The 20761-nt window shown below is 67.8% G+C and carries 20 protein-coding genes and 1 tRNA gene; 5 read left to right on the top strand and 16 right to left on the bottom strand.

Going from position 1 to position 20761, the window contains the following annotated elements:
• Positions 1 to 20 precede the first annotated feature (20 nt).
• From A37U_RS0113910 to A37U_RS0113870, 9 genes are all read right to left on the bottom strand, one after another.
• Complete coding sequence (locus tag A37U_RS0113910) at positions 21 to 296, bottom strand: DUF2277 domain-containing protein (RefSeq protein ID WP_020497253.1); 276 nt, start codon at positions 294 to 296, stop codon at positions 21 to 23.
• Between the two features lie 7 nt (positions 297 to 303).
• Complete coding sequence (locus tag A37U_RS43645; protein ID WP_020497252.1) at positions 304 to 1245, bottom strand: ROK family protein; 942 nt, start codon at positions 1243 to 1245, stop codon at positions 304 to 306.
• Entirely contained in the window at positions 1220 to 2656 is a 1437-nt protein-coding gene (locus A37U_RS0113900) for an APC family permease (protein WP_020497251.1), read from the bottom strand. The genes A37U_RS43645 and A37U_RS0113900 overlap by 26 nt, the downstream gene beginning before the upstream one ends.
• Positions 2657 to 2678: 22 nt before the next feature.
• The gene (locus tag A37U_RS0113895; protein ID WP_020497250.1) at positions 2679 to 3875 is read right to left on the bottom strand and encodes an alanine racemase; all 1197 of its coding nucleotides are present in this window, start codon (positions 3873 to 3875) and stop codon (positions 2679 to 2681) included.
• The gene (locus A37U_RS43640) at positions 3866 to 5065 is read right to left on the bottom strand and encodes an ROK family protein (RefSeq protein WP_040587620.1); all 1200 of its coding nucleotides are present in this window, start codon (positions 5063 to 5065) and stop codon (positions 3866 to 3868) included. The genes A37U_RS0113895 and A37U_RS43640 overlap by 10 nt, the downstream gene beginning before the upstream one ends.
• An 83-nt stretch (positions 5066 to 5148) precedes the next feature.
• The gene (locus tag A37U_RS0113885) at positions 5149 to 6336 is read right to left on the bottom strand and encodes a macrolide family glycosyltransferase (RefSeq protein ID WP_020497248.1); all 1188 of its coding nucleotides are present in this window, start codon (positions 6334 to 6336) and stop codon (positions 5149 to 5151) included.
• 116 nt (positions 6337 to 6452) lie between these two features.
• Positions 6453 to 8009 carry an alkaline phosphatase D family protein gene (locus A37U_RS0113880; RefSeq protein WP_020497247.1) on the bottom strand — a complete coding sequence of 519 codons (1557 nt, stop codon included), beginning with the start codon at positions 8007 to 8009 and terminating at the stop codon, positions 6453 to 6455.
• A 104-nt stretch (positions 8010 to 8113) separates the two neighbouring features.
• Complete coding sequence (locus tag A37U_RS0113875; protein ID WP_020497246.1) at positions 8114 to 9277, bottom strand: glutathionylspermidine synthase family protein; 1164 nt, start codon at positions 9275 to 9277, stop codon at positions 8114 to 8116.
• Positions 9278 to 9901, bottom strand: coding sequence for a hypothetical protein (locus tag A37U_RS0113870; RefSeq protein ID WP_020497245.1), 624 nt, complete (start codon positions 9899 to 9901; stop codon positions 9278 to 9280).
• A gap of 84 nt (positions 9902 to 9985) precedes the next feature.
• Between A37U_RS0113870 and A37U_RS43635 the strand changes: the two genes are divergently transcribed.
• Together A37U_RS43635 and A37U_RS0113860 are read left to right on the top strand one after the other, a co-directional pair.
• Positions 9986 to 10864, top strand: a complete 879-nt coding sequence (locus A37U_RS43635; RefSeq protein WP_020497244.1) for a septum formation family protein — start codon at positions 9986 to 9988, stop codon at positions 10862 to 10864.
• A gap of 5 nt (positions 10865 to 10869) precedes the next feature.
• Positions 10870 to 11214, top strand: a complete 345-nt coding sequence (locus A37U_RS0113860) for a metallopeptidase family protein (RefSeq protein ID WP_026197206.1) — start codon at positions 10870 to 10872, stop codon at positions 11212 to 11214.
• Positions 11215 to 11269: 55 nt separating this feature from the next.
• Here the strand turns inward: A37U_RS0113860 and A37U_RS0113855 are convergent, their stop codons facing one another.
• Entirely contained in the window at positions 11270 to 12688 is a 1419-nt protein-coding gene (locus tag A37U_RS0113855; RefSeq protein WP_020497242.1) for an alpha/beta hydrolase fold domain-containing protein, read from the bottom strand.
• Positions 12689 to 12759: 71 nt separating this feature from the next.
• Here A37U_RS0113855 and A37U_RS0113850 point away from each other — a divergent pair, with 71 nt between their 5' ends.
• Together A37U_RS0113850 and A37U_RS0113845 are read left to right on the top strand one after the other, a co-directional pair.
• Positions 12760 to 13320 (top strand): NADPH-dependent FMN reductase, encoded by a 561-nt coding sequence (locus tag A37U_RS0113850; RefSeq protein ID WP_020497241.1) that lies wholly within the window; start codon positions 12760 to 12762, stop codon positions 13318 to 13320.
• 52 nt (positions 13321 to 13372) lie between these two features.
• On the top strand, positions 13373 to 13816 hold the full coding sequence (locus A37U_RS0113845) for an organic hydroperoxide resistance protein (RefSeq protein ID WP_020497240.1): 444 nt from the start codon (positions 13373 to 13375) through the stop codon (positions 13814 to 13816).
• 3 nt (positions 13817 to 13819) lie between these two features.
• Here A37U_RS0113845 and A37U_RS0113840 read toward each other — a convergent pair whose 3' ends face one another.
• Entirely contained in the window at positions 13820 to 15661 is a 1842-nt protein-coding gene (locus tag A37U_RS0113840) for a prolyl oligopeptidase family serine peptidase (protein WP_020497239.1), read from the bottom strand.
• A 25-nt stretch (positions 15662 to 15686) separates the two neighbouring features.
• On the opposite strand from A37U_RS0113840, the gene A37U_RS0113835 reads away from it, so the two are divergent.
• A complete protein-coding gene (locus A37U_RS0113835) occupies positions 15687 to 16340 on the top strand; it encodes a vitamin K epoxide reductase family protein (protein ID WP_020497238.1) in 654 nt (217 codons plus the stop codon).
• On the opposite strand, the gene A37U_RS0113830 is transcribed toward A37U_RS0113835, so the two are convergent.
• The 5 genes from A37U_RS0113830 to A37U_RS43630 all read right to left on the bottom strand — a co-directional run bounded on the left by A37U_RS0113830 (position 16337) and on the right by A37U_RS43630 (position 20743).
• Positions 16337 to 16663, bottom strand: coding sequence for a hypothetical protein (locus A37U_RS0113830; RefSeq protein WP_020497237.1), 327 nt, complete (start codon positions 16661 to 16663; stop codon positions 16337 to 16339). The two genes, A37U_RS0113835 and A37U_RS0113830, sit on opposite strands and share 4 nt — an antisense overlap.
• Positions 16664 to 16672: 9 nt before the next feature.
• The gene (locus tag A37U_RS0113825; protein ID WP_020497236.1) at positions 16673 to 17146 is read right to left on the bottom strand and encodes a GNAT family N-acetyltransferase; all 474 of its coding nucleotides are present in this window, start codon (positions 17144 to 17146) and stop codon (positions 16673 to 16675) included.
• 138 nt (positions 17147 to 17284) lie between these two features.
• Positions 17285 to 17358: transfer RNA gene (locus A37U_RS0113820), tRNA-Pro, on the bottom strand.
• 19 nt (positions 17359 to 17377) lie between these two features.
• The gene (locus tag A37U_RS0113815) at positions 17378 to 18328 is read right to left on the bottom strand and encodes a metallophosphoesterase (RefSeq protein WP_020497235.1); all 951 of its coding nucleotides are present in this window, start codon (positions 18326 to 18328) and stop codon (positions 17378 to 17380) included.
• 90 nt (positions 18329 to 18418) lie between these two features.
• Positions 18419 to 20743: a transglycosylase domain-containing protein gene (locus tag A37U_RS43630; protein ID WP_020497234.1), complete on the bottom strand. Its 2325-nt coding sequence runs from the start codon at positions 20741 to 20743 to the stop codon at positions 18419 to 18421.
• Positions 20744 to 20761: the final 18 nt, after the last annotated feature.

Raw genomic sequence — 20761 nt, 5'->3', positions numbered from 1 at the left:
CGCCGCGCTTGCTCCGAAGGCTAAGAGGCCGTCCCGAAGCGTTTCGCCGCGCGCTCGCGGGCCTTGGCGGCCTCCTCCTCGCGATCGCGCGGCGGGGCCTTGGTCACCAGCTGGTCGAGCAGCGTCTGGGTGGCCTCGGCGACCGCGCGCACCGCGGTGTCGAAGGCTTCCTGGTTCGCGGCGGAGGGGCGGGTCGTTCCGCTGACCTTGCGCACGTACTGCAGCGCGGCTGCGTCGACCTCATCGGTGGTCGCGGGCGGGGCGAAGTTGTGCAGGACGCGAATGTTTCGGCACATGGGTCCACTATGACCGATCTGCCGGGTGCTGGCCATCGGTGCGGACCGCCCAGCCGGGCAGCCGCCCGGTGCGCGCCTCCTCGGCAAGGGTGAAGGCGCCGCGCAGCGCCGCGTCCTGGGTGTAGGCGGCGGCGCGCAGCTCGCACCGGTCGGCGCCGAGCGCGGCGAGGCGGGTGCGCAGGGCCTCGAGCAGCGCGGGTCCGGTCGACATGAGCCCGCCGCCGACCGCGATCACGGCGGGGTCGAGCACGAGTACGAGCTGCGCGAGCGTTTCGGCGAGCCGGTCGAGCGCCTCGCCGGCGATCGCGGCGAGCCGGGGCTCGGCGGAGGTGAGGATCGCGCTCGCGGTCAGTTCCCTGTCCTCGGTGTCCCGCCCGGCCGCTGCCACGAGCGCGCCACCGCCCACGATCTCCTCCAGCATCCGCGGGTCGCCGAGGATCCTGGCGTAGCCGATCTCCCCGGCGAAGCCGTTGGCCCCGGTCAGGATCCGCCCGTCCAGGATCGGCGCGGCGAACACCCCGGTGCCGAGGTTCAGGTACACCCCGGGATCCACCCCGCGCAGCGCCCCGGTGCGCAGTTCGGCGAGTGCCGCGGCGCGCACATCGTGGCCGAGCACGACGGTGTGCCCGGGAAGTTCCGCGCGGATCGCACCCGGAAGGTCGAACCGCTCGAGACCGGGCAGGTTCGGGGAGAGCGCGATGCCTTCGGCGGTGACATGCCCCGGGCACACGATCCCGATGTGCGCGTGGCCGGTTCCGTTGTCGTTCCCGATGTCGCAGAGCAGTTTGGCCGCGATCCGCAGGATCCTGCGCAGCGCGCCCGGTCCGTCCTCGCCCGCCTCCAGAGTGGGCAGCCGTTCGGTGCCGAAAGGTTCGCACGCGATCACCGTTTTCGTGCCGCCGATGTCCACGGCGACGAGTGGATCAGGTGCGGGTCGGGGTTCGTTCATCGCTTGGTTTTTCCTCGGTTTCCTCGAACACCCGCCCCATCGCGGAGAGCACTTCCGGTTGTTTGCGTTTGGCGATCGCCAGATAGATACCGCCGACGATCATCCAGGATACCAACAATATGGGGGCGAGCCCGTCCGGAAATCCGGGGAACGGAATGAGCTGGCCGTAAATCGGGAGCAGCATGAGCGCCACCGTGAGAACGGGGAGCACCGCGTGCCGGAAAACAGAGAATTCGTTCCGGTGTTTGCGATAGTAGAACCGGATGAGCCCGATACTCATCAGCATGTAGATGAGCACCATGCCGAGTCCGAGCAGGGTTCCCGCGAAGCTGTACACACCGAGCGCCCCGATCGCGCTGCCCACCCCGATGGTGAACACCAGCGCGAATCCGAGGTACGCGGTGATCGCGAACTGCGGCACCCCGCGTTTGCTCACCCTGCCGAGCAGCCGCGGGAGCACGTGTTCACGGCCCATCGAGAACAGCACCCGCACGATCGCGTTCGAACCGGAGACCACGTTCGCGAACTGGCTGATCAGCACGGTGAGCGTGAAAATCCAGGTGATTCCCCAATAGCGGTGCACGAGCGCGCTCCATGGGGAATCCGCGGCGATCGCGTGCGCGTTTTCCGGGCCGAAACCGATCGATGCGGTGTAGGTCATGAAAACGTAGAAAACACCGATCACGAGCACCGCGCTGAACAGGGCAAGCGGAATACTTCGTTTCGCGCTCTTGGCTTCCTCGCCGAGCGTGGAAACCGATTCGAAACCGATGAACATCAGGATTCCCCACAGCATCCCGGTCCCGATTCCGCCGATTCCGTTCGTCGAATGCATCGGGTCGAACGGGGCGAGCGAGATGCCCGCGTCCCCGCCCTTGGCCAGGATGGTAGCGGCGAGCCCGAGCAGCACCCCGACCTCGAGGACGAGGAAAACCAGTGCGGTGCGCGCGGAACTGGAGACCCCCAGCGAGTTCACGATCCACACGATCAGCACGAAAACCACAGAGAACAGCTGCCAGGGCAGTTCGGACCCGGAGAGCTCCTTGACGAACATCGCGCTGTAGTTGCCGAGCGCGGCGAACAGCATCGGGCCGACCATGCCGTAGGTGAGCAACAACAGCCAGCCGGACAGGAATCCGCCGCTCGGCCCGAATCCGTGGCTGTTGTAGGTATAGGCGAATCCGGCGGTCGGCAGTTTGCGCGCGAATCCGGCGATGGTGTTCGCCACCAGCAGGCAGGCGATCATGGCCAGCAGGATGGAAAGCGGGACCGCGTATCCCGCCCCGCTCGCGGCCTGGCCGGTGTTGAACGCGACGCTGGTCGCCGGTCCCATGAACGCCATGCACATAGCGACCGCGCTGAACACCGAGAGGGTGTTCCCGCGCAGTGTTGTCGGATCTTTTCCGGACATTTCTCGGCTCCTCGGGTATCGCTCAGACCGGCTCGGCGACCAGGTTCGCTTCCTGGTCGTAGCGCGGGCGCAGCACGGGGGCGCCGTCGCGCAGTCCGGCCATGGCGAGGGTGCGCCCGCGCGTGACGAAGCTCTGCGGGCGGAAACAGAACACCACGGAATCGCCCTCGCGGATTCCGGCTTTGCGCGCCCCGCGCAACACGTTGTAGTAGTGGATCGCGCCGGCGCCCGCGGTGTCCACGTTCAGCACGGTGTCCAATGCGGACTCATCGCGCCCGGCGATCGCGGTCAGCTGGAATTCCCCGAGCACCTTGTCGATGTAATAGCCGGCGCCGAATGCATACGCGTCCTCACCGTCCACATGCGACACTTCGCTGAGCAGGACGATCGCGGGCAGTTCCGGGGCGGAATCCTCGAACAGGTGCAGCGGTGTGGTGCCGAGTACCGCGTTGCCCGGTTCGACGTGGGTCGCCCCGGCCGTGGCGAGCTCGGTGAGGGTCCGCGTCGAGGTGGTGCCCGGCATGTTGACCTGTTCGATCGGGAAACCGGCCGTGCGCAGGCGATCCGCGGCCTCGGCCACGGTGCCCGCGTTCGGGGTCGCCACGATGTGCCTGGCCTCGGCATCCGCGAGCAGGCAGGGGAAGCTGGTCACTCCGGCGACCCGGACTCCCTCGATCGCCTGCACCGCCTTGGCTTCGCGCTCGATGTCCGCGAGGGCGAATCCGCCGCCGTGGCCGAAGTAGAACCGGTCCCCGGGTGCTCGTACTCGCAGCAGCACGGCCTGCTCGATGCCGCGAACCCGCGCGGCCGCACCGATCCGTTCCGCGACGGACACGGAGAACACGGTCACCACCTCGGGGTGCGCGCCGAGCAGGAACCCCTCACTTCCCCGGTGCGGCTGTACGAGATGGCCGACGTGGCCGACGGGGACATCGTGCCGGTGCGCCGCGTAGGCGCACACCGGATCCACCGAGACGACCGGGCCGAGACCCGCCGCGATGGCCGCCTTGCTCGCGTCCGGATTGCGGCCGTACTGCTTGGCCATCAGATAGGTGCGCAGGCCGTTAGCCCGCGCCGCCTCGGCGAGCACGGCCGCGTTGCGCGCGATCGTGTCGGTGTCCAGCACATAGGTGTTCGCCGGGAGCTCGCCACGCTGATGCGCCTCGATCGCCGCGCTCGCCAGCCGGGGATTCTTCTCGAGGAGACGGTTCAGGAACATGGCTCGCCTTCTTCGCCGAGTGTGGTGTTGTTCAGCAACAGCCCGATATCGAGCGTGGTGCCGAGCGCGAGCGCGGTGTCCGTCTCGACCCCGAACCGGGTGTGCAATACGGCGAGCGCCCGGGCCACGGCACCGATCGCGCCCGCACGGTCGCCGAGTTCCGGGGCGACCAGCCGCGGACATTCGGGGAGCCCGTCCTGCGCGCGGGCGCGGATCCGCTCGCGCATGTCCGCGCCGATGGATTCGGAGACCCGCCCGCCGAGCACGACGAGTTCCGGTTCGTAGGCCATGGTCACCGCGGTGAGCACGAAGCCGAGCGCTCGCTCGAACCGTTCGAGGACCGGGCGGTGCGCGTATTTCCGGCTGCGGAACAGCCCCTCGGCGGTGGTGACCGGGTACCTGGTTTCCCTGCTGCTCTCGATCAGCCCCTCCGCGGAGACCAGTCGTTCGACCGATTCCCCCTCGAACGGCAGGAACCCGAACTCGCCGACGAGCCCGGTACGTCCGCCGAGTACCCGTCTGCCGAGCGCGACACCGGCGCCGAAACCGTGGCCGATGGTGAACATGACCGCGTCCTGCGCCCCGCTCGCCGCGCCGTGGCGCAGTTCTCCTTCGAGTGCGAGGTTCGCGTCGTTGTCGAAGGTGACGGTGCCGCCGAGTCGCTCGCGCAGCCGGGAGGTGAATTCGGTGCCGTTGATCTGCGGGAGGTTCGTCGCGCCGCGCACCGTGCGCCCGTCCGCGGCGACCGCGCCGGGCAGGCCGAGCACGGTCACCCGCTCGGTATGGGCGGCCTGCGCGGCGAGTCCGCCGATCCGCTCGGCGAGCCAGTCCGCGAGTTCGCCCGCGGTGCTGCCCTGCGGGGTGGCAGCGGTGGTGTAGCGCGGTGTTCCGCCGACCAGATCGGTGCCGAGCAGCCGGCAGGTGGTGCCGCCGAGGTCCACCCCGCAGGCGACGCCGCGCTCGGTCGCCGCCTCGAGCGCCACGGCCTGCCTGCCGCGCTTGCCCGTTTCGACCGGTGCGCCCTCCCGGATGAGGCCTTCCTCGAGCAGGTCCTCGACGACCCGGGACACGGTCGCCGGGCTCAGTTCGGTCGCCCGGCCGAGCTCAGGCCGGCTGCGCCGCCCGGAGGCGAGCAGCACGGCGAGCACGCTGGACCTGTTCGCCACTCGGGTATCCGCTGTCTCGACCATTTCGACTCACAGTGAAATATTTTCAGAGTGATTGAAATGTATGCCCGATCGAGCGCGGTGTCAAGATATGGTGAAAGACCAGGTCAGGACGTGAAGGCGAGCAGCGCATCCGCTCCGGCCGCCGCGGCCGGGTGTGCCTGGAGCGTGCCGCTGATCTCGGCGAGCCGTGTCCGGATGCCGGGATCGCCTGCGGTGCGATTCACCGTCTCGCGCAGGCTCTCGGCGGTGAGCCCTTCCTGGTCCAGGACCGTGCCGTAGCCGAGTTCGGCTGCCCGCCGCCCATTCGCCGCCTGCTCCGGCTGCTGCGGACAGGAGATCAGCGGAACCCCGAAGTAGAGCGCTTCCATGGTCGAGTTCATCCCGGTGTGCGAGACGAAGGCGCGCGCCGAACGGAGCACATCGAGCTGCGGGAACCGATCGCGCACCTCGACGTTCGCCGGGATCGCGCCGAGCTCGGACTTGTCGACCTGTTCCCCGATGGACATGGCCACCCGCCATTCGGTGTCGCCGAACGCTTCCAGGCAGGTGCGGTAGAACTTTTCCTGAGCGTTGAACACCGTGCCGAGCGAGATGAACAGCAGCGGATCACCCGGCGAGCGCCAGGTTCCCGAGTCCACTCGGTCCTCGACGGCCGGGCCGAGGAACACGAACCGCTCATCGAAGGTCTCGCCGGAGAACTGGAACTCCCGGGGCACGAAGACCAGGTTCAGCTCCGCGATCTGGTTCAGGAAATCGACGTCTCCGGTGATGCCCTGACTCTCGGCGAACGCGCGCACCTGATCGGTGACCTTCTCGAAAGCCTCGCGCATCTTCTCGAATCCGCCGGTGTCGGCGTTCTCCATGAAAGACTGCCGCACATTGAACTGCTCATTGCTCGCATGGCTCGGGTGCAGATAGACGAACGGCAGCTCCAGCTTCCGAGCCACCAGCGGGGCCACACTGGTCATGGCGTCCGCGCAGATCACATCCGGGCGGTCGGCCGCATAGTGCTCGAGCAGCACCGGAAACGTGTCGGTGACCGAATCGACGAACGCACCGATCCGCTCCAGGAATTCCTCCGTGTCGAACTGGATACCGCCCTTCGGTACATCGGGCAGGGTGAACGGGGCCGCGACCGGTTCCGCGCCCGCCGCACGCACCTGCGCATGGAACTCCTCCCCGGTCGCATAACTGACCCGGTGGCCACGGCGCACCAGTTCCGCGACAAGGGGAAGGGTCGGGTTGACGTGTCCATGCGCCGGCATGCTGAAGAACGCGAAATGCTTGGCCATACTCACTCCCTTGGTCGGTACACACCGATTGTGCCCGAACGGACACGGTCACGGTGCACTGCGAATGGGCGTGAGAGCCGACACATCACGGCCTCTGGACATTTCACCGATCGGGCTCACTTCGGATGCGCGGGCAGCTCGGTGTGCCAGAGCTCGGTTCCGCTGTTGTCCCGCAGTCGCACGGTGAGCGCCTTGCTGACGGCGTCGATGCGGACCTGGCCGAAGAACTGGTACTCGGTGGCGGGTGAGGCGTTCTCGACCGGCGGCGCCTTGACGAACACCTGCTGCGCGCCGAAGGTCGTGTCCACGGCGTCCGGCGGATAGGAGCCGGCGTGCAGCGGTCCGGAGGTGAACTGCCAGAACGGGTCGAATTCGGTGAACGCGGCCTTGCCCGGGTCGAAGTGATGTGCGGCGGTGTAGTGCACATCGGTGGTCAGCCACACGACGTTGCGGATTCCGTTGTGCTGCAAGAACCGGAGTATGTCGGCGATCTGGCGTTCCCTGCCGAGCGGTGCCCCGTTGTCGCCCTGGGCGACGCCCTCGAATTTCCCGCCGTCGTCGGGAACCACCTCGCACAGCGGCATGTCGTTGGAGATGATCTTCCAGGTCGCGGTGGACGCGGCCAGTTCGCGCTTGAGCCATTCGGCTTGGCGGCGCCCGAGGATTCCACCGTTGTTGTACCGCTGTTTGTTCGCCGAATTGGCGTCCCGGTACCAGCGCATATCGAGCACGAAGACGTCGAGCAACGGGCCGTGGCGCAGCACTCGGTAGACGCGTCCTTCGGCGTCATAGCGTGGATGCGTCGGCACGTATTCGTGGAATGCCTTGCGGGCACGGTATTTCAGGACGTCGACGCGCTTTTCCCGATAGGCCGGATCGTCCAGGATCTCGCCCGGATACCAGTTGTTGTGGGTTTCGTGGTCGTCCCACTGCTGGATCTGGGCGACCTCGGCGTAGAACCTGCGAAGCGGCTCGTCGAGCAGGTTGTACTTGTAGTTGCCCCGGTACTCGGCGAGGGTTTCGGCCACTTTGGACTTCTCCTCGGTGACCAGATTGCGCCAGATCGAACCGTCGGGCAGCGTGATGCTCGGTTCGATCGGATCATCGGCGTAGATGTTGTCCCCGTTGCACAGGTAGAAATCCGGGTCGAGTTCGCGCATCCGGTCGAAGATGCGGTACCCGCCGCGCGCGGTGTCGATACCGAATCCCTGCCCTGCCAGGTCGCCGGACCAGACGAAGGAGATGTCCCTGGCGCCGTCCGATGCGGTGCGCAGGTGGCCGGTGCGGGATTGCCCGGCCAGTGTCGGATCGGCGAGATCGTAGGGGGTGATCCGGTAGTAGACATCGCGTCCCGAAGGCAGCCCGGGGAGCACGGCCTTGCCGGTGAAGTCGGTCTCGCCGAGCAGCGGCGGCCCGGAAAACCTGCGCGCATCCCGGAAATCCGGCCGGGTGGCGTACTCCACGACCATCCGGGAGGGGCGATCGGCGCGCGCCCACACCGTGGCCGTGTGCGCACCGGCATCCCCGCTCTGCAGTCCGTGCGGCAGGTTCGGGCGCCCGCTCCGGATCAGTGCCGGGGCCGGTGCTGCGGTGAGAGCCGCCGCGCCACCGGCGAGGGCACCGGAGAACAGGGTTCGCCGGGAGAACTGAGCTCGAGTGGAGAACGCAGACACGCGCGCATCGCCTTTCGGTCGGAGGAATCAACAATGATTCCTATCCGGCCGCGGCGAATTCCAGGTGTGCGCGCGGTGAACTGTTGCCGTGTGTGGCTTTCCGCTCATTCCTCGATACGGTGCGGAATGAAGGCGGCCCCATCGTCGGTGACCAGTCCCGCGGATTCGCGGATGCCGAGCCCGGCGGCGTCGTCCCCGACGATCCACGCGCCGAGCGCGGGCCGGTACCCGTCGAATTCGGGCAGTGGGTTGAACATCTGGTAGACGTAGCCCTCTTCGCCGTAGACTCCGCCGGTCTCGGTCTCGTAGCCGGGCGCGACGATCTGCATGTTCGCGCCTTCGCGGCCCAGCCGTGGCTTGCGGATGTACTCGGTGAGGAATCCGGGCTGGTCGAGGAAAGCGGGCAGCAGATTGGGGTGGTCGGGGTACATCTCCCACAGGATCGCGAGCAGCGCCTTGTTGGAGAGCAGCATCTTCCACATCGGCTCGACCCACATGGTCTGCGGAAGTTTGGCGGCCGCGTGCTTGCCGAAGTCGTCGTCGACGAGCCATTCCCAGGGGTAGAGCTTGAAGATGGAGTTCATCGCGGACTCTTCGAGGTCGACGAACTGTTCCATGAGTTCGTCCCAGCCGATGTCCTCGATCGCGAGCCCGACCGTGTCGACCCCGGCCTCGGCCGCGGTCTCCTGCATGTACGCGGTCGTGACATGGTCCTCGCCGGTCGGGTCCCCGCTGGACCAGGTGAAGTGCACCTGGTTCGAGGGCAGCAGTCCGCGCACTTCCTTCCACCGCTCCACGAGCCGCTCATGGATGGAGTTCCACTGGTCGCTGTCCGGGAACATCTCGGTCTTCCACTGCCACTGCACGACGGAGGCCTCGAGCAGGGTGGTCGGGGTGTCCGCGTTGTACTCGAGCAATTTCGCCGGGCCGGTTCCGTCGTAGCGCAGGTCGAAGCGGCCGAAGATGTGCGGATCGCGGCGCCGCCAGGATTCGGCGATCGCGGGCCAGGCCCATTCCGGGATGCCGAACTCGGCGAACCGTTCGGTGGTGACCACGGAATCGACCGCTTCCAGGCACATCGAGTGCAGCAGTTCCACATCCGCCTCGATGGACAGGATCTCGTCGAGGGAGAACACGTAGTGCACCGACTCGTCCCAGTACGGCCGGGGCGCGCCTGCCGCGTCCTTGGCGGGAGTGCCGTAGACGAGGCCGAGGTCCTCGACGATGCTGAGCCAGTTCTTCCGGACCTTCGAAGTTGCCTTGCGCACTCAGGAACCGCCGCTCTTGCCGCCGAAACCGCCCTTGCCGAAGCCGCCCTTGCCGGTGCCGAGACCGCCGCGCTGGACGGTCTTGCCGCTCTTGGTCTTGATGTTCGCGCCGTCGGGTTTGGTGAACGAACCGCCGGTGACGCGGCCGTTCTGCACGGTCCCGCCGTAGTTGTAGTGGTACTGCCCGCCGCCCATGAAGATCGGCAGGAACATCATCCCGCCCGCGCCCGGATGCCCGCCGTGCTGCTCCACGTACTGCTGGTCGCACACGCGCTCGTCTTTGGCGACGTTGCCGTTCTTGTCGGTGCAGGTCGCGGTGACCTCATCCGGGGTGGAGGTGATGTACCAGGCGCCGATGAGCGCGGCGATCCCGACGGTGACCCCGCCGCCGAGCATCAGCTTGCGCCTGCGCTCGGCCTTCTCCAGCTGTTCCTGCGCGGCCTGTGCCTCGGCCTGGGCGCGGGCCTGCTCGCGTTCCTCGGCCTTGCGGCGGGCGCGCTGTTCGGCGACTGAGGGCTCACGTGGAGTAGTGGACTCCGGATCCTGGTAGCGCATCGAGCCACGGGGCGTCGGCTCCTGCTCCTCCGGCTCGGGAGTTCTCTCGTCGTTCTGGTGCTCGGTCACGATCGTTCCTTGATTCGGCGCCCGGTTTGTACCTACGACGCTACCCCAGCCGTGCCTGCCTCGTGTGCTGGCATGATAGAGCCGATGGCGCGCTACTCCAGGATGAACCGATCCCGTCCCTTCGCGCTGCTCGCCGCGGTCGCGCTGGGCGCGGTCATCGTGCTCGTCGTGGCGGGTGCCTTCTCCTGGCATCCGACCCGGTCCGCGGCCGCCGCACAGCAGGAGCAGCGGGCGAGCGCGCTCGCCGCCCCGCCCGGGACCTGTCTGAGCTGGCAGCAGCCGGGGCAGCGGCAGATCGGCACGGTGGACTGCGCCCGGCCGCATCTGTTCGAGACCATCGGGAAGGTGACCCTGCCCGCGGGCGATCGGCCCCCGGCCGGTGCCGCGCTCCAGCAGCTCAGCGCGCAGCGATGCACCGCGCAGGCCGCGTCCTATCTCGGCGGGCCGCTCGATTCCCAAGGCAAGTACAGCGTCGGCGCCCTCGCCCCGGACGCGGAGCAGTGGAGCTCGGGGGAACACACGCTCGTGTGCGGGCTGCGGGCCGCGGCGCCCTCGGGGAAGCAGCTGTTCGAGGTGACCGGATCGGTGCGCGGCCAGGATCAGTCGAACGTCTATGAGCCGGGCACCTGCGTCGGCCTGACGGACAAGGGTGCTCCGGGGGACCCGACCGAGTGCGCGAAGGCGCACGCCTACGAGATCGTCGGCACCGTGGACGAGAAGGAATCGTTCGGAAACGGTTATCCGAGCGAGAGCAAACAGCGCCACGGTCTCGTGGACCGGTGTACCGCGCTGGCCAAGCAGTACACCAAGCTCGACTACAGCGGCCTCGGCCTGCAACTGACCTGGGACACCATCGGCAAGGACAGCTGGGCGGCCGGTTCGCACAAGATCAACTGCAAGGTGGCCGCGCTGAAGAAGGACGGATCCGGGCTCAAGACGACGACCGGGACCATCCGCGGGTGAGTGGCATGCACCTGTCCGAGGAGGAGTTCATCGAACTGGTCGGCGAGGCACTGGACGGAATCCCGGAACGGTTCACCGCGGCCATGGACAACGTGGTCGTGCTCGTGGAGGACGAGCACCCGGGCGAGCCCGGGCTGCTCGGCCTCTACCACGGCATCGCGCTGACCGAACGCACCATCGAGTACGGCGGGGCGCTACCGGATCGCATCACCATCTACCGGCTGCCGATCCTGGCCCGCTGTGCCACCCCCGAGGAGGTGGTGCGGGAGGTCCGGATCACCGTGGTGCACGAGATCGCGCACCATTTCGGCATCGATGACGACACCCTCCACGACTACGGCTGGGCTTGAACATGGTTCTCGGGTCGGCTTGCGGCTTCCCCGCGCCGAAAGACGGTGGGGCGGCTCAACTGGTGGGCATGGCGAAGGCACTGCGCAGAGTGCCCGCCGCTTCGGCGAGTGCCTGTGCCGGGCGCGGGCCGACGCCGAGCATGTTGATGTAGCCGTGGATCAGGTCGCGATGCCGGCGCAGCACGACCGGAACCCCGGCCTCGGCGAGCTTGGCCGCGAAGGCCTCGCCGTCATCACGCAGCGGGTCGAAGCCCGCGGTCGCGATGTAGGTCGGCGGCATCCCGGAGAGGTCCTCGGCGAGCGCGGGCGCGAACCGGATGTCCGTGCGCTGTTTGGGCGGGCAGTAGTAATCCGCGAAGTAGTCCATGTCCTTGTCGGTGATGAAGAAACCGGATGGGAACAGTTCCTTGCGGCTGCGCGTCGGTTCGGGCGAGGTGGAGGGGTAGAAAGCGAGCACGAAATCCGGATCGGCGAGCAGCCCGGTGACGATCGCGAGGTTGCCGCCCGCGCTGTCCCCGCCGACCGCGATCATCCGCGGATCGGCGCCGAGTTCGGCCGCGTGCGCGCGGGCGTAGTGGTAGGCGGTGAGCGCGTCGTCCACCGCCGCGGGGAAGGGGAATTCCGGGGCGACCCGGTAGTCGACGGAGAGCACCCGAACCCCGGCATTCTGGGCGAGGAACCGGCAGGCGTTGTCGTGGGTGTCCAGATCCCCGATGACCCAGCCGCCGCCGTGGAAGAACACCAGCAGCGGCGAGCCGTCCGCCAGCCCGGCCGGGGTGTAGAGCCGGGAACGCAGTTCCCCGATCTGCATGGTGCTCGCGTAGACCGGCTCGATGCGTGGCACATCCGCGGCAGGGGTGCTCTCCACCAGGTGCTTGCGGGCCAGGGGCGGTCCGCCCGGTGCGCTGAGCCCGTCGATGCCCTGGAGTTCGAGCAGCCGCAGCAGCAGCCGCATGTCCGGATCGAGGGTCTGGCCGTCGATGCGGACCGGGCGCCCGGAGAGGGCTTTGCGTATCGGTGCGGGCAGGTTGAACAGCGTGCGCGCGAACTTGATGTTCGCACTCGGCGGGAGCTTGCTGACGAGCTTTGTCGCATCGACCACGGTTGACCTCCTCGAGAACCTGGTTGTGAGGCTACCCAACCTGCCCCGGTGTTCGGCGACCCAGCGGTAGGTACGGTCCTGGAGCTGCCGGATCACCGGCAATCGGTACAGGGTCACCGGCAGACCACTGCCGGTCACCGCGGCGAGGGCGGCGTTGACCGCCTCGGCCCCGCTCGCCCGCTTCCCGTCCGCGCCGACCCAGTGCAGCGATTCGGCGAGCCGAGCCCGGTCCACCCCGCTGAGTTCGGTGGCGTCCGAATCCTGCAGCGGCAGCAGTGCGACCCGTCCGTGGCGGTCCAGCCGGGCGAGCAGATCTTTGCTCTGCAAGCAGAATCCGCAGTCGCCGTCATAGATCAGTGTGCCCAGGATCATGCTCGACCTCTACTTAGGTTGAGGTGCCAGACTGGTTGCGGGGTACTCCACGCATGGGAAGGATCGTAGGCATGACGGTCAGCATTGTCGGGATCGGCGGCTCCACGAGGCCGGATTCACAGTCCGGGCGCGCGCTGCGGCTCGTGCTCGCCGGGGCCGAACAGGCCGGTGCCAAGGTCAGCGCGATCACCGGCGCCGATCTCGAGCTGCCGTTCTACGATCCCTCGATCGCCGAACGGCCCGCCGCGGCTGCCTCGATGATCGAACTGCTGCGCGCCGCCGACGGAGTGGTGTTCGTCTCGCCCGGCTATCACGGCACCGTCTCCGGCCTGGTGAAGAACGCGCTGGACTACATCGAGGAACTGCGCACCGATGAACGGCCCTATCTCGACGGCCGCGCGATCGGCTGCGTCGCCGTGGCCGCGGGCTGGCAGGCCTCGGTGAATACACTCAACGCGCTGCGCTCGATCGCGCACGCCACCCGGGGCTGGCCGACCCCGCTCGGTGCCGCGGTGAACTCCATCGAGGTCGGCTTCGACGCCTCCGGAGGCTGCACCGACGACCGGGTCGCGGCGAACCTCGCGATGATCGGCGCGCAGGTCACCGAGTTCGCCACCCGCCGGACGGCATAGCCGGCGCCGCTCGGCGGTTGTACGAGTGGACCGCTACGAAAGGACGAATGACATGACAGCCGCACACATCGACCCGGTGTACACCGCGACCGCGATCGCCAGCGGGGACGGCCGCAATGGGGAGGTCCGCTCCTCCGACGGGGTGATCGACGAGAAACTCGTGGCACCGAAGGAGATGGGTGGCCCCGGCGGCCTGCACACCAACCCGGAGCAGCTGTTCGCCGCCGGGTACGCGGCCTGTTTCCACGGTGCGCTGCGCGTGGTCGCGAAGCAGGCGGGGGAACAGCTCGGCGAGGACACCGAGGTGACCGCGAACGTGGGCATCGGCAAGACCGAATCGGGTGGTTTCGGGCTCACCGTCGCCATCCAGGTCAAGCTGCCCGGTCTGGAACAGGGCAAGGCCGAGCAGCTGGCCGCGAACGCGCACCAGGTGTGCCCCTACTCGAACGCGACCCGAGGCAACATCGAGGTGCAGGTCAGCGCCGTCACGCACTGAGTGTTATCGACTGGGCCTGCCGCTACCGGCGAGGGCACGGCGCGCGAAGTCGATCTCGATGGCCGTCTGCTTGATGGTCTCGGCGACGACCAGCGAGCCGTGCCCGGCGTCGTAGCGGTACACCTCGTAGGGTGAGCCGCGCTCGGCGAGCCGGTCCAGGTAGTTCTCGATCTGGCGGATCGGGCAGCGCGGATCGTTCTCGCCCGCGATCACGAGCACGGGCGCGCGCACCTGGTCGACATAGGTCAGCGGGGAACACCGGGTGTAGAGCTCGGGAAGTTCCTCGGGGGAGCCGCCGAACAGGGCCCGGTCGAAGGCGCGCAGCTGCTCCATCTCGTCGGCGTAGGCGGCCAGGTAGTCGGCGACCGGGACCACGGCGAGCCCGGCCGCCCAGCGCTCCGGCTGGATGCCGATACCGAGCAGGGTCAGGTAGCCGCCCCAGGACGCGCCGCCGAGCACACACCGCTGCGGATCGGCGAGCCCGGTCTGCACGGCCCAGTCCATCACCGCCGCGATGTCCTCGAGCTCGGTCAGGCCGGGGCGGCCCTCGATCGCGTCCCGCCAGGTGGAGCCGTATCCGGTGGAACCGCGGTAGTTGACCTCCACGACCGCGAACCCGGCGTCCACCCAGGCCGCGCGGTAGGCGGAGAACCGGTCCTCATCGCTGGCGTGCGGGCCGCCGTGCACGGAGAACACCGTCGGAAGGCGCTCGCCGCCCGGGGAGGCCACGAGCGCGTGCACCGTGCCACCGGGACCGTCCACGAACGCATCGGTCACCGGGACCGACTCCGGGGCGATCGGCCCGGGCGGCTCGAGCAGCACCCGCTCGGTGCCCTCCGCACCGAGGGTGCGGATCTTGCCCGGGGTGGACGCGGCGGACCAGGAGTACTCCACCGATCCGTCCGGGCGCGCGCTCGCCGAGCCGATGGTGCCCTTCGGGGTGTCCAGGGCGGTCAGCCGCATGGTGCGCAGGTCGAAGCGGTGCACGGTGTTGCGGCTCTCGTGGGTGTGCAGGATCAGCAGCGCCGATCCGTCCGGGTACCAGTCCGCGACCACCTCGCCGGGCAGATCGAGCAGGATCTCGGTCTCGGCGTCCCGCACCGGGTCCCAGACGAGCAGTTCCTCCCGGCCGCGCCGTTCGTGCACCACCAGCAGCCGGTTGTCCCCCTCGGTGGGGCCGAAGGCGATCGCCTCGAGTCCCTTGCCCGGTCCGTCGGATTTCTCCGCGACCACCGAGCCGTCCGCGACCGCGTACACGCGCAGCGCGGGGTGGCGGTTGTCGCCGTGCTCGGAGTGCCCGATCGCAAGCAGGCTTTCGTCCTCGGACAGCGCGGACACCCCGGCATCGGTCTCGTGCCGGTAGACCACCCTGGCCGGGTCCGTGCCGGTGGCCAGCCAGACGGTGCTGCCCTCGTCGGTGGAGACGCCGACCGCGCGGGTGGTGCGGCCGATGGCGAGCCCTCCCGGGTAGCCGTCGGCCGCCTCGGGAACGGCGGGTGCTCCGGGGCCGCCGGTGAACGGTTCGCGTACCCAGTGCCCGAACTCGTCGCCATCGGTGTCGTCGAACCACCAGATCGACTCGCCGTCGGCGGACATCGCCCCGTGAATGGTGCCGTTCGGCCGGTCCGTGACCTGGCGGTGCTCGCCGTTCTCCCGGTCCCACGCGTACAGTTCCCACACCCCGGAGGCGTTGGATACATACAGTGAACGGGCGGGCGCGTGCTCTGCCCAGTCGGGCAGGGACATGCGCGCGGCGGTGAACCGGGCCCGCCAGCGCGACTCCGCGCTCGCGTCGTCGAACAGCTGTCCAGGAGCGGGGGCTTGCGGATGCGCGGTGCCAGTCACGGCGCGATCATCCCACGGTTCTACTATGACCGACGTGATGGCACAGGTCGAACACGGCGAGCTACCTGAGGACGAATTCGAGGAAGAGCAGACCGGCGTCGAACGGGTCTTTCCCTGGATTCTGCTCATCGGCGGGCTGATCGGGGCCGCCTCGGCGATCATGCTCACGATCGAGAAGATCAACAGCCTCGCCGACCCGGGCTATGTGCCCAGCTGCAATTTCAATCCGCTGATCAGTTGCGGTTCGGTGATGAACACCCCGCAGGGCTCGGCTTTCGGGTTCGCGAACCCGGTCATCGGCACCTTCGGCTTCGCGGTGGTCATCACCATCGGCGTCGCGCTGCTCTGCCGGGCCAGTTTCCCCGACTGGTTCTGGATGGGCCTGCTGTTCGGCTGCCTTTTCGGGGTCGGCTTCATCCACTGGCTGTTCATCGAGAGTGTCTTCGTCATCCACAAGCTGTGCCCATATTGCATGGCGGTCTGGATCGTGATGATCGCGATCTTCAGCTACACCGTGCTCGTGCTGTTCTCCACCGACCGGGTCGGGGCACCGGAAGCCGTCAAACGCCCGATGCGCGCGATCGCCCGATTCCACCCGGTCGTGCCGATCGTGTGGCTGCTGATCATCTTCGGGATCATCGTCGGATACTTCTGGGACCAGTGGGCGGTGGTCTTCTAATCGAGCTCGGGCAGGGCGGAACGCTGATAGCGGTTCGCCGTCTGCATGAGTTCGGTCGCTTTCGCGAAATTCCCGCGGGCCGAGGCACGCAGGGAATAGGAAAGGAAAGCGACGCTCGTCAGGAAATCGGCCGATGAGTCGCTGCCGTCCGATTTCCGGAGCATCGATTCGAGCATTTCCTCGATCGACTCCGCCGCGCTGAGGTGCGCCACCCGCAGGGCATTCGCCGAATCCGCGATCGCGTGCCGCTTTTCCGGGGGAAGGGAATCGAGCCACTCCTGCTGTTCTTGACCGACCTGCCAGTCCTTGGGGAACCCGCTCACCGGGGCATTTTACCCCATGGTGTGTTCGGTCAGCCGCTTCTCGAAGGAGTGGTCGGTGTACGGATCGTGACCGTAGCCGGGGATCTCGGTGTAGCCGAGCTCCGCGTAGAGCCGCCGCGCCTCGACCAGATCCGCCCGTGTCTCCAAGCGGATCACCGAGGCGCCGCGTTCGGCCGCATGCCGTTCCGCCTCGGCGACCAGGAGCTTGGCCAGCCCGGTCCCGCGCTGTGCGGGCCGCACGTACAGCCGCTTCAGCTCCAGATAGCCGTCCGCCTCGCGCAGCCCGGCACAGCCCGCCGGTTCCCCATCGGCGTAGGCGATCAGGGTGACCGCGAGGTGGTAGGGGCGTTCGGTGAGTTCCTCGTCGATCTCCGCTTCGGTCGCGGGCCTTCCGTAGTAGCGCCCGATCACCTCGGCGAGGTATTCGCGGAGCAGCAGCTGGTCGTCGGGGTCGGTCGGCGGCACGGCGCGGATATCGGTCACCCCATCAGTTTCGGCGCCCCCGCAACCGAAATAGCCGTGTCTTCCTGAAACCGTGTCTTCCTAAATCGTGTCTTCCTAAATCGTGTCTTCATAAAACAAGGCCCGGGTCCGTATGGACCCGGGCCTTGCGGCTATTTGTCGGGGTGGCGGGATTTGAACCCACGACCTCCTCGACCCGAACGAGGCACGCTTCCAAGCTGCGCCACACCCCGAGGTGAGCCGCGTAAGAGTCTAGCCGATGGCTTCACCGCGGCCGAAACCGGCCCCACTCAGGCTGTCCGAGTTCGCGGTCGGCACCGGGACCAGCGTCAACAGGTTCGCCTCCGGCGGACAGGCGAACCGGACGGGGGCATACGGCGAGGTGCCGAGGCCCGCGGAGACATGCAGCCACATGTGCGCGCCCCAGCGGGAGGCGCCGCGAGCCCGGGAGCGGTCGAGTTCACAGTTCGTGACGATCGCGCCGTAACCGGGAATGCGCAGCTGCCCACCGTGGGTGTGCCCGGCGAGCACCAGGTTGTACCCGTCGTTGGCGAAGGAGTCGAGCACGCGTGGCTCCGGCGAGTGGGTGAGTCCGAGGCGCACCGCCGCGCGCACATCCGCGGCACCCGAGATGCGGTCGTAGCGGTCCCGGCGCAGATGCGGATCGTCGACTCCGGCGAGGAACACATCCCTGCCGTGCACATCCAGATGGCCACGGGTGTGCGTGGCGTCCATCCAGCCCCGTTCGAGCAGTGCGGCCCGCAGATCCCGCCAGGGCAGCCGGACACCGTGGATGCGCTTCTTGTTCGCCCGCGGCATCAGGTAGCGCGCCGGGTTCTTCGGCTTGGGCGCGTAGTAGTCGTTGCTGCCGAACACGAACGCACCCGGAAAGTTCAGCAACGGGCCGAGCGCACGCATCACGGCGGGCACCGCCTTGCGGTGGGCGAGGTTGTCCCCGGTGTTGATCACCAGATCGGGCTGCAGTTCGGCCAGCTCGGCGACCCAGCGCTGTTTGGAACGCTGGCCGGGCATCATGTGCAGATCCGAGACGTGCAGCAGCCGCAGCGGCTCCGCGCCCGGCGGAAGCACCGGGAGCGTCGCTTCGCGCAGGGTCCATCGCCGCCGCTCGTAGATCCCGGCATAGGCCAGTGTCGCTGCACCGGCCGCCAATACGGACAAAGCGGAGCGCTGGATACGGTTCATACCCTCGATGCTACGTATTCGCGGGCAGGATGGGTAATGGTCCTTACCTATGCTTAACGCTGCTCGCGGCGCAGGGTGCGGGGCCTTCGGCTACCGCTGCTTGCCATCCGAGGTGTAGAGGGTGATCTGCTGCCCCTGCACCACATTTCCCTGCGGGGTCTCGGCGATGACGGTGCCCTGCTTGGCCTTCCCGGTCGTTTTCTTGACCACGACATTGCCGTACCCGGCCTTGCGGAGCGCTTCCTTCGCGGAGTCGGCATCCTGGTCGAGCACATAGGGCACGAGCGGGGCGCGGCCACCGCTGGTGAGCATGGAGTCGGGCGCCTGTGGCACGGGTTTGACCTTCTTGTCTCCGAGGATGGCGTTGAACGCGTCGAAGTAGGGCGGACCGGCCGCGGAACCACCGAAGGCGCCGCCCTTGTCGCCGCCCGAGCAGCCCGCGACGATGGGTTTCCCACCGCAGAGCGGGGCCGGGTTGGAGCCGTCGGAGTAGACCATGGAGGCGACGCCGTAGTTGTCCACGCCCGCGGTGAAGGCGACCGATTCGTTGGAGTTGGTGGTACCGGTCTTGGCGAAGTCGGGCCGGTTCCAGTTGGCCGCGCGGGCCGCCGCCGCGGACGTACCGCCGATGGTGTCCTCGGACATACCCTGGGCCAGCGCCTTGGCCACATCCGGGGAGATGACCTGCTCACAGGGCTTGCTCGGCACCGGAACCGGCTTGCCGTCCCGGTCGGTGATGGACAGCACCGGGTTCGGCGGGCACCAGGTGCCGCCGGAGTTGATCGTGGACATCACGTTCGACATCTCGAGCGGGCTGACCGCGCTGACGCCGAGCGTGAACGAGAGCTTGGTCTGGTAGAACTTCGACTGCGGCTGGTTGAGGCGGTCGTCCTTGGAACGCTGATCGTCCGGATCGGTGATCGGCGGATTGCCGATGGTGTTGGACTGCATCGTGTGCCGCAGCCCGAGCCGCTGCGCCATCTGCAGCACCTTGGACAGCCCCACCTTGTTCTCCAGCAGGAAGAACGCGGTGTTCGGGGACTTCTCCAGGGCGGACCGCAGTGAGATGGTCGCCCCGGTCCCGTTCAGGTTCGAGGTGTGCTGGGGTTGTTCGAACCTGGGTGCGCCGGCGCGTTTGACCGAGACGCTCTTCGGGTTCGGCAGCACCGTGTTCAGGCCCGCGTCGCCGTTCTCCAGCGCCGCGGCCGAGGTGAAGATCTTGAACGTGGACCCGCCGCCGAAGGTCACCGAGGGATCCGAGACGACGTTGTAACTGCGCCCGCCCTCATCGGCATCGGTGCCATAGGTGCGGTTGGCGACCATGGCCTGCACCTGGTGTGCCTGCGGGCCGGAACCGACCACCGCGAAGGAGTTCGTGACGTTCGGGGAGCCCGGTGGCACGGATTTCTTCACCGAATCGCGGGCGGCCTTCGACATCTTCGGATCCAGCGAGGTCTTGATGGTGTAGCCGCCGGACTCGATCTGGTCCTTGGTGAACCCGTTCTCCTCGAGGTATTGCTTGACGTAGTCGCAGAAGAATCCGGCGTAGTCCGGCGCGCCGACGCAGCTGGGCGAGGGCAGCTTGCGCTCGGGCACGATGCCGAGCTCTTCCTTCTTCAGGTCCTGTGCCTGCTGCGTGGTGATCGCCTTGGACTCCGCCATCTTGTCCAGCACGAAATTGCGCCGCTGCAGGGCCTTGTCCGGGTTCTTCCACGGATCGAGCACGATCGGGTTGTTCACCATGCCGGCCAGCAGCGCGGACTGGGGGATGGTGAGTTTGTCCGGAGTGGTGTCGAAGAAGGTCTTGGCCGCGGCCCCGACCCCGTACACGTTCGACGAGAAGGTCACCACGTTCAGGTAACCGGCGAGGATCTGATCCTTGCTCATCCGCTGCTCGAGCTGCATCGAGATCCGTGCCTCACGCAGCTTCCGCGCGATGTTCGCTTCCTGATCGCGCAGCTGCTCGGCCTTGTTGTTCCGGTGCACGACGTTGACCAGGAAGTTCTTCACGTACTGCTGGGTGATGGAGGAGGCGCCCTGGGTGCTTCCGCCGCCGACGTCGTTGATCGCCGCGCGCAGTGTGCCCTTCAGGTCCACCCCGCCGTGGTCGAAGAACCGCCGGTCCTCGACCGCGACCATGGCGGCCTTCATGTTCTGCGAGATCTGCTCGGGCGCGGCGGGCAGCCGGTACTGGTCGTACAGCGAGGCGACCTGGTTGCCGTCCTTGTCCAGCACCCTGGTCACCAAGGGGGACTGGTTGGAGGTGAGGTCGGCAGAGAGATCGTCCACCGTGCTGCTCATCTGATTGGAGAGGATTCCGGCGCCCCCAGCTGCGGGAAACAGCAGTCCGGCGACGAGCACCCCGGCGACAAGGCACAACCCGATCAGCTTGAAAAGACCATCTCGCACACGCACCCGGCCAGCATACGTGCG

It is taken from the genome of Sciscionella marina DSM 45152, assembly GCF_000379465.1.
Classification (GTDB): Bacteria; Actinomycetota; Actinomycetes; order Mycobacteriales; family Pseudonocardiaceae; genus Sciscionella; species Sciscionella marina.
The sequence above is the reverse complement of the archived record's forward strand: the minus strand, read 5'-3'. Positions and strand labels throughout refer to the sequence as shown.

Excerpts from the sequence above, each read along its gene's own strand:
- A37U_RS0113910 (WP_020497253.1), bottom strand. The coding sequence starts at position 296 with ATGTGCCGAAACATTCGCGTCCTGCACAACTTCGCCCCGCCCGCGACC.
- A37U_RS43645 (WP_020497252.1), bottom strand. The coding sequence starts at position 1,245 with ATGAACGAACCCCGACCCGCACCTGATCCACTCGTCGCCGTGGACATC.
- A37U_RS0113900 (WP_020497251.1), bottom strand. The coding sequence starts at position 2,656 with ATGTCCGGAAAAGATCCGACAACACTGCGCGGGAACACCCTCTCGGTG.
- A37U_RS0113895 (WP_020497250.1), bottom strand. The coding sequence starts at position 3,875 with ATGTTCCTGAACCGTCTCCTCGAGAAGAATCCCCGGCTGGCGAGCGCG.
- A37U_RS43640 (WP_040587620.1), bottom strand. The coding sequence starts at position 5,065 with ATGGTCGAGACAGCGGATACCCGAGTGGCGAACAGGTCCAGCGTGCTC.
- A37U_RS0113885 (WP_020497248.1), bottom strand. The coding sequence starts at position 6,336 with ATGGCCAAGCATTTCGCGTTCTTCAGCATGCCGGCGCATGGACACGTC.
- A37U_RS43635 (WP_020497244.1), top strand. The coding sequence starts at position 9,986 with ATGGCGCGCTACTCCAGGATGAACCGATCCCGTCCCTTCGCGCTGCTC.
- A37U_RS0113860 (WP_026197206.1), top strand. The coding sequence starts at position 10,870 with ATGCACCTGTCCGAGGAGGAGTTCATCGAACTGGTCGGCGAGGCACTG.
- A37U_RS0113855 (WP_020497242.1), bottom strand. The coding sequence starts at position 12,688 with ATGATCCTGGGCACACTGATCTATGACGGCGACTGCGGATTCTGCTTG.
- A37U_RS0113850 (WP_020497241.1), top strand. The coding sequence starts at position 12,760 with ATGACGGTCAGCATTGTCGGGATCGGCGGCTCCACGAGGCCGGATTCA.
- A37U_RS0113845 (WP_020497240.1), top strand. The coding sequence starts at position 13,373 with ATGACAGCCGCACACATCGACCCGGTGTACACCGCGACCGCGATCGCC.
- A37U_RS0113835 (WP_020497238.1), top strand. The coding sequence starts at position 15,687 with ATGACCGACGTGATGGCACAGGTCGAACACGGCGAGCTACCTGAGGAC.
- A37U_RS0113815 (WP_020497235.1), bottom strand. The coding sequence starts at position 18,328 with ATGAACCGTATCCAGCGCTCCGCTTTGTCCGTATTGGCGGCCGGTGCA.